The organism is Candidatus Cryosericum odellii, from assembly GCF_003570935.1.
In the GTDB taxonomy this organism is placed as follows: domain Bacteria; phylum Caldisericota; class Caldisericia; order Cryosericales; family Cryosericaceae; genus Cryosericum; species Cryosericum odellii.
In genome coordinates, this window is the sequence record NZ_QXIU01000148.1 from 1 (window position 1) to 7,307 (window position 7,307).

Annotated in this window: 8 protein-coding genes and 1 pseudogene; 3 read left to right on the top strand and 6 right to left on the bottom strand. The window is 55.0% G+C overall.

Annotation, left to right across the window (positions count from 1 at the left end; all coding sequences use genetic code 11):
* Nucleotides 1-186, top strand: a pseudogene (locus SMC5_RS06145) (diaminopimelate decarboxylase); the annotation flags it as partial.
* Nucleotides 187-273: 87 nt separating this feature from the next.
* On the opposite strand, the gene SMC5_RS06150 reads toward SMC5_RS06145, so the two are convergent.
* Together SMC5_RS06150 and SMC5_RS06155 are read right to left on the bottom strand one after the other, a co-directional pair.
* Nucleotides 274-1,278, bottom strand: a complete 1,005-nt coding sequence (locus tag SMC5_RS06150; RefSeq protein WP_165846282.1) for a 3D domain-containing protein — start codon at nt 1,276-1,278, stop codon at nt 274-276.
* 135 nt (nt 1,279-1,413) lie between these two features.
* Nucleotides 1,414-2,142: a Bax inhibitor-1/YccA family protein gene (locus tag SMC5_RS06155; RefSeq protein WP_119120010.1), complete on the bottom strand. Its 729-nt coding sequence runs from the start codon at nt 2,140-2,142 to the stop codon at nt 1,414-1,416.
* A 275-nt stretch (nt 2,143-2,417) separates the two neighbouring features.
* Between SMC5_RS06155 and SMC5_RS06160 the strand changes: the two genes are divergently transcribed.
* Nucleotides 2,418-2,831: a cytochrome b family protein gene (locus SMC5_RS06160; RefSeq protein WP_119120006.1), complete on the top strand. Its 414-nt coding sequence runs from the start codon at nt 2,418-2,420 to the stop codon at nt 2,829-2,831.
* Between the two features lie 68 nt (nt 2,832-2,899).
* Here SMC5_RS06160 and SMC5_RS06165 read toward each other — a convergent pair whose 3' ends face one another.
* From SMC5_RS06165 to SMC5_RS06180, 4 genes are all read right to left on the bottom strand, one after another.
* A complete protein-coding gene (locus tag SMC5_RS06165) occupies nt 2,900-3,562 on the bottom strand; it encodes a hypothetical protein (protein ID WP_119120007.1) in 663 nt (220 codons plus the stop codon).
* A 12-nt stretch (nt 3,563-3,574) separates the two neighbouring features.
* Complete coding sequence (locus SMC5_RS06170; RefSeq protein ID WP_119120008.1) at nt 3,575-4,528, bottom strand: ArsA family ATPase; 954 nt, start codon at nt 4,526-4,528, stop codon at nt 3,575-3,577.
* Nucleotides 4,529-4,537: 9 nt separating this feature from the next.
* A complete protein-coding gene (locus SMC5_RS06175; protein ID WP_207799110.1) occupies nt 4,538-4,762 on the bottom strand; it encodes a hypothetical protein in 225 nt (74 codons plus the stop codon).
* A gap of 68 nt (nt 4,763-4,830) precedes the next feature.
* Nucleotides 4,831-6,600: a carbon starvation CstA family protein gene (locus SMC5_RS06180; RefSeq protein WP_119120009.1), complete on the bottom strand. Its 1,770-nt coding sequence runs from the start codon at nt 6,598-6,600 to the stop codon at nt 4,831-4,833.
* Nucleotides 6,601-6,978: 378 nt separating this feature from the next.
* Here SMC5_RS06180 and SMC5_RS06185 point away from each other — a divergent pair.
* Nucleotides 6,979-7,307 (top strand): PAS domain-containing protein (locus SMC5_RS06185; protein WP_165848999.1); only part of this gene is annotated, 329 nt, incomplete at its 3' end.

Consider the following 7,307-nt stretch of genomic DNA (forward strand, 5'->3'; position numbering starts at 1 on the left):
GAGTCTGCAGACTGCTTCGACCGGGACATTTCCATACCACTGCCTGAGCAGGGAGACCTTCTTGCCATCTGCGACACGGGCGCGTATGGATGGTCCATGAGTTCAACCTACAACGGTCGCCCGCTGCTGCCAGAAGTCCTCATCGACGATGGAGAGCCAGTCCTCATCCGCGAACGTGGGCGCTGAGCGTGCCCTGAAGGGGACACCAAGCGACAGAACATGCGAACCCCCCGGCAGTACTGCCGGGGGGGTTCGCATTATTCGATAACAATCCTATGTTATGCCAAGTTTCTTATACAGTTGACTCCGCGTGATGGGAAGGACGTAGACTTTGACCGATTGGCGACCCCAGCGACATGCGTCGCCGTAGGAGTTGAAGAACAGGTCGATGCGGTTTCCGATGATGGCGGAACCCGTATCCGCTGCGACCGCGTAGCCGTACCCTTGGACATACAGCACTGTCCCCATGGGGATAAGGCGCCGGTCAACTGCACAAGTGCCGTAGTGAAGCCATAAGCCAGAGTAACCAGACAGGTGGTCCTTGCCGTTGAGGATCGTGGAGGCTCTGTTCGAATAGGCCGTAGCAGACATGGTATAGGTGCGCGTGGGCTTGAGATCCAGGTGAGCAGTACCGACGTCATAAACCTCATGGACAACAGACTTGATGGTCTGCGTCTTGACGACAGCTGAACTGACTGCCTTCTGAGCGACCTTGGTCACCTTGATGGTCTTCTTGAGGAGGCCGTTCTGACCCATGACGCTGATGTAACTGCGTCCGACTTCCATGTACGGGTTTTTCTTGTAGACACGCTGATATGCGATGGCCTCGGTCTTGCTGGTGTAAGCGTAGGTCGTGCGCTTGACGACTATGTCCTTGTTGTACGGCACCGGATTCGCTGGAGCCGGGCTGACCTTGTCTGCCGTGTTCAGTTTGACGCCGTTCTCCGCAAGAAGCTTTCCGACCGTCCCAGCGGTCGAATAGATGGTTTCGCTTGTATGATCAATGGTAAGTGTGACCGGCTTGGCGCGCACGATAGCGATTTTCCCCTGGGGGATGACCGCGGCGACATCCGGTGTTACCACATCTTCCGGACGCAGGGAACGCGTGTTCGCCTTGGCCAGAACGCTGCTCACCGACATGCTGTGGAATGCGACGATTTGCGTCTCGTTGCCCGCATCGTTAACAACATATGTGTGAACGCCTGCAGTCCAGAGGAAGAGTCCACCGAGAAGAACGCCCAGAACAACAAAAAAGACAGCTTTCCTTCTGTGGAACACCCTCACGAGTCTCGTTGTATGCATAGTAAGCGAATTATATCATTCGCTAAGTCGGCTGTAAAGGTTCCGTTGCAGAACAAATAGCTGAACCGCTCATATGGAGAGGTCCAGCCACATTCACAACATGGGTGTGATCTAGTCGCGTCTTCGGCCACCAAAGAACCTGAGGACGAACAGGAACAGGTTGATCAGGTCCAGGTACAGACTCAGAGCGCCGATGACTGCCGCCTTCTCGGCCTGCGGGTTGCCTCCGGCCATGGTAATCGGGTTGTCGCCCGTGGGGTCCAGACTGAGTGCCATCCTGCGCAGCTTCTGGGTATCCCAGGCAGTCAGCCCCAGGAAGACAACGATGCCGATGATGCTGATCAGGAAGTCCAGGCCAGTGCTCTTCGTGAAGATGTTGATGATGGACATGCCGATGATGCCGAACAGCCCTAACAATGCAATGTTGCCGACCCTCGACAGGTCCATGCGCGTAGCCGACCCAATCAGTGACATGGCCAGAAACATGCCGGCGGAGGCGACAAATGCCATCGTGATATCTCCCTTCGCATACACCATGAAAATGGACGATAGCACGATCCCATTCACTGCGGCATACGTGAGGAACAGGAGCCCCGCCGTCTGCGGAGACATCCTGGCGATTGCGCGAGAGAGCCCAATGACCAGACCGAACTCGGCAACAATGAGGAGTACGAACACAAGCGAGTTGCCAAAGATAACCTGCTGGATCGCCTGGTTGTTTCCGACGAACCATGCAATAGCCGCAGTCAGAGCGAGGCCTCCGGCCATCCAGCCATAGACCCGGTTGAAGAATGCCCGGACACTGTCCTCCGGACGTATGACGGTTCCCTGATACTCCATGGAATCATCTCCTTTTTGATACACCAGATACCGCTGTGCGGCTTCCAGGTGCGCAGCAATCATAGTCGGCCACTCTGCCTTGTCAAGCACGGGTCGGCCCGGCGGACATGCGCAGCCCACTGCTTATCAATACGGCAGTTGTTGGTTTTTCATGCAGGTGGATTGTGAAGCCGCCGGCCTGCCGTTGCAAATCCTCTGCCACTCAATAACATAAAACAAGTGATGCGTTGCAACGGAAATGGGCGCTGTCTCCAACGTTACAGGGAGGTCTCACGATGTTCGCCGACTATGCACGAGTCTGGCCTGTTCACGCAATCCTTATGGGCAGTGCTGTCCTGTCGCTTCTTACAGCCGCCTGGGCCGTCACGCTTGGACGCCACCGCAAGGGCTCCTTCCATCTTCACAAGACTGCCGCCGTGACAGCGTTTGTGCTGCTGGCAGCGGGACTCGTCGTAGCAATCGGCATGGTCCAGGCCAGTGGCGGACCGCACCTCCGCGTCCTCCACGACGTCTTCGGTGCCATAACCATCGTAGTCGGATTCTTGACGGGCGCGGGAGGGCTCATAACGACCAAGGTGCGCTCCCATAGGAAGCAGCTACGGACTATCCACCTATGGGTGGGTCGCGTTGCTGTTATATTCTTCCTGTTGACCGTCCTCGCCGGACTGCGCCAGGTGGGCATCCTCTAGAACGTGTCTGTCAATCGTTCCCCCGGGTGCGGTTACCGTGCCCACACAACGACGAGTACGCCTGGAACCTAGCTGGGCATCCCCCCGCTTGAGAAGTACTTGGGAAAGTTCTCAACGAGTCGCTTCAGCTCATCAGGAGTCTTGAAGGGATCTGGCTTGATGAGACAAAACAGAACATTGGTTTCCTTGACGACCGCTATGTGCCGTAACCTCTTTGGGTCCATCGACGCCTCAACGAGTTTCCTCAGCTTTGCAACATCGCCTTCTTCTTCGTAGAGGGTATAGAAGCCCTTTGCGTCTGGAAACTCGGCCTTTCCCTTCGTGAGATCTTTGGCCTCCCTGATGGCAGGCCCAAAAAGGTAGTAGAAGTTCCTGATAATGTGTGCATCGGCATGCACCTTGAAGCTCGGCCTGAGCACGATGTACAGCCGGTCTCCCCTCTTCACGGGATACGAGAACGGTAGCCAGAAGAGGCTCTGCCGCGCCAGAAGTGTCAGGGTCATCTCGACTTTCTTGATGGACTTCTCGTTCACCTCATAGTCCGCCTTGAAACCGGAATATCCGCCAATCCAGGTATAGAGCTGATCGCGGATAGTGAGGTTGCTCTCGAAACCATGAACATAGTGTTTGATCAGGGTAATGTTCAATCGCCGCCCCTGGTAGAACTGCAATACCGCAACTCCCCCAAGAACAACAAGTACCAATACCCAATCGCCGCTTATCCCCTGCATTGTTTCTCCTCGTCAGACGAGATATTTCGAATACACATCAAGAAGCTCATCGATGCCCCTCGGAGACTTTCTCAACAACGGAATGTTCTTGACCTCGATTCCCCTGATCTCGGCCTTCATCCGTCCGACAACCCGCTCCTGCTCCTCCATTTTCCCCTGGATCTCTTCGGGTGGGTTGGCCATTGCAAAAAACTTGTTCAGATAGATGGCCCTCACCCGTATCTTGAATTTGCCAAGTGATTCGATGATTCTCTTCGTTTCAGACAGGGCGAGATCCTCCGCCATGGTCACAATATCGACGTAAGACTGGTCAGATGAAAACATGTCCTTCAAGGCCTGCAGTTCCTCCCGGTAACTGACCAGCTCCTGCATGATGGGGTCTTCCTTCTCGCTTGAGGAGAGCACGACCTTCTCTCCGTCGACTTCGGCCTCGAATTTCCCCTGGACATTCTCCACCATTCCCCGCGTCGCAAGGATCCTCTTCCGCATCTTGATCAGCTGTTCGGTCCACAGCAGCGACACGCGAGGCATCGCAAGCACGCGGATCGTCATGCCGGTCGGGGGCGTGTCGAACACGACCGCGTCGTACTCCGTGAGGGCGATGAATTTCTTGATAGCCTCCATCGTCGCGTATTCCTCAATACCAGGCGAGTTCTTGAGAATGTCGAAATACCCGTCGATGTTCATCGCCGACATGTAGCTGTAGGTATGTTTCATCTTGACTGAGAGCTCGTCAAGATAGGTCCGGATCATGTCTTCGATATTTACCTCGACTGCGTCGAGGTTGTCCCCGACATGCGTGATCCTGTCACCCAGGCGGATGGCGAATGCATCGCCAAGGTTGTGCGCCGGGTCGATGGATGCAACCAGCGTTTTCATGCCACTGTGTGCCAGGCCCACGCTCCACGCCGCAGAAGCAGTCGTCTTGCCGACGCCGCCCTTGCCAAGAAAAAAGTAGGTTTTCAACCAACGCTCCTAGTCGATGTCGAATGTCCCCAGCGTCTGGGAAAACACATCATCGAGACCAGCACTTCTCTTGTTCATGACAGCAATCTCGCGGGACATGTGCGGGAGGATTCTCAGGACAACGCCTGTCGGTGGCGACGGGATGCCTGAGAAAACGCCCATTGTGAGCAGAGCAAAGACGTTCTCTTCTTCATCAAGCTGCTTGCGGATGAGGGAGGTAGCATCCTCCCTCATCCCCTTGTCAAACGTCCTGAAACTTTGTTTCAATGAATCGAGGAGTCGCCTCATTCTTTAGTCGGTACCTATGCCTTATTCTGCTTTCCCTCGTTCCAGCTCTTGAAGAAATTGAACATCAGCCAGATATCGAGAACAAGCATCAGGATAATGAATCCACCCAATACGACCTGCAGTGCTGCTGCAGTGACCGGGACAATCACGAACAGGAACCAGACCAGAGCGGCGAAGACGGTGACCCAGAGGACGAATGTGGGAATAAGAACTGCTGCAAGCATCCCCTTGCCCACTTTCTGTACCTTCTTGACCCAGGTTGCGGCAGTGAGCATTGCGATGGACGCAAGCAACTGGTTTGCACCTGCAAACCCTGCCCACAGTGCAGTGTACGCGTTGCCGCCCTTGGCGATAAGGAACCAGCCGAAGCATGCCGCGAAGATCGAAGCGACCCACCTGTCAGCAAGGACTCCATGGATCCCTTTGGACACCTTCTTGATGGGCTCGACCAGCTCCTGGAAGGCATACCGTGCAAGACGGTTGGTCGTATCGAGCGTCGTGAGAACAAACGCGGAAGCCCAGAGGCCACCGAGCGTCTCCCCAAGCTTCACGGGGACCTTGATGACATTGAGCATCTGTCCAAATGACTTGGTGAAGATGCCCAGTGCCCCACCAATGCCGATGTCTGGCGAGTTGATAACGGCGGCACCCACCTGACCGAAATACCCTGCGTTAGACTGCATTTTGGCCAGATCAAAGCCGGCTGCCGCGATCTTGTCCGCGACCCCCTGGAACACCGTGAATCCGAATGCTCCAATGGAGGTGATGACGATGGTGGAAAGCATGCCCTCCATGAACATCGCGCCGTACCCTACGAACAGTCCGCTGAGTTCGTTGTCAAGCTGCTTGGAGGTCGTGCCGGAACCAACGATGGAGTGGAATCCCGACAGGGCGCCACACGCAATGACCAGCGGAACAGTGGGCCAGAACGGCGAAGGCTGTCCCGAAATGACTCTGGCGGCGAAACTCGTGTACGCCGGCCAGCTGAATCCGCGGAACGCAAACACCGCTGCGATTGAAGCAATGATGATGCCGCCCCAGAGGATGTATGAGTTGAGGTAGTCCCTTGGCTGCAGCAGAAACCACACAGGAAGTGCCGCAGCAAGGATGATGTAGATAACCTGGAACATGTAGAGAAGCTGGATGTTGGGGCACTTGATGAACGGCCATATAAACCCAACGACGATCGCACCGATCGTGAGGGCGACGCCGATCGCCGACGAGAGCCAGAATGGCAGCTTCGTCTTGTAGAGCAGCTGCCCTTCAACAAGTGCTGCGACCATAAACAAGACAGAGGCAGTAAGGATCTCGGGGCTCTTCGAGGCAAGAGCTCCGTACGTGCCCATGAATGCGGCGACGATCAGGATCATCGTGAAGTAGATGTATACCTCGAAGATGTACTTCGACGACTTCCCCATGAGCTCGCCCGAGACCCACTGGATGGACTTTCCGTCATAGCGGACGGACGCCATCAAGGACAGGTAGTCGTGGATACTGCCAATGAAGAGGTTGCCAAACCATACCCAGAGCAGTCCGGGGAACCATCCCCATACGACCGCGATGGCAGGGCCGACGATCGGGCCTGCACCTGCAATCGATGCGAAGTGGTGGCCAAACAGGACAAACTTGTTTGCAGGTATGTAGTCAATATTGTCACGCAATCTTACTGCAGGTGTCGGTACTGTGCCATCTGCCCTGACGACATTTCTTTCTAATGCTTTGCCGTACGTGAAGTAGAAAAAGATGTAGAACGCTGCGGCAAACAGGACAATCAATGCGGTCATCTTCTGATACCTCCTTCTAAACTCTTGCTACCTGCGACTCCTCTGCTTCGCAAACTGCGTTTCCTTCTTGTTGCACCCTTTTCAATGCCACCCGTGGCGACTCGCTTCCCTATCTAGAGTACGCCCTCTCATTTTTTTCACAATACCTCCATTGACATACCCGCAACATACCTACATTGAGTGCCACATTTTCCCTATTTGTACACAAGGTCTCCCGGGACAGGGGCACTTGCGAATCTACGACAGCAGATGGAATAGCGTCAGATACCGTGAGCGTCATAACAACAGGACACGTCGGTTGATTTTTCAGGTCCACCACCGTATACTTAGTTAGTAAGTACGACACCATATGACATGACTCTACAACAGGAGGTCTTCGTGGAGGAGCGGTCAGACAAATACTTGGAAGGAAAGCACGACGATTTCTCTGCGTGTGCCGGGCCAGTCGATGCCGTAAAACTCGCTGCGCACCAGTGGCAGGAATTTCTGGAGTCCTCCCCCGACCCGATGTGGATCAAGGATACTCAGGGCCGCTATGCTGCAGTCAACAAAGCCTACCTGCGAGCTGACCCGGGACAGACACATGACGTTATCGGCAAGACTGATTTCGAGGTTCAATCCCGCGATAGAGCCGAGATGTACGTCGCCGACGACCAGATCGCCATCCATGACGGCGTCTGTGAGCACGAGTTCAGCGCAGTGGATCA

Excerpts from the sequence above, each read along its gene's own strand:
- SMC5_RS06165 (WP_119120007.1), bottom strand. The coding sequence starts at position 3,562 with ATGCAGGGGATAAGCGGCGATTGGGTATTGGTACTTGTTGTTCTTGGG.
- SMC5_RS06175 (WP_207799110.1), bottom strand. The coding sequence starts at position 4,762 with ATGAGGGAGGATGCTACCTCCCTCATCCGCAAGCAGCTTGATGAAGAA.
- SMC5_RS06155 (WP_119120010.1), bottom strand. The coding sequence starts at position 2,142 with ATGGAGTATCAGGGAACCGTCATACGTCCGGAGGACAGTGTCCGGGCA.
- SMC5_RS06160 (WP_119120006.1), top strand. The coding sequence starts at position 2,418 with ATGTTCGCCGACTATGCACGAGTCTGGCCTGTTCACGCAATCCTTATG.
- SMC5_RS06180 (WP_119120009.1), bottom strand. The coding sequence starts at position 6,600 with ATGACCGCATTGATTGTCCTGTTTGCCGCAGCGTTCTACATCTTTTTC.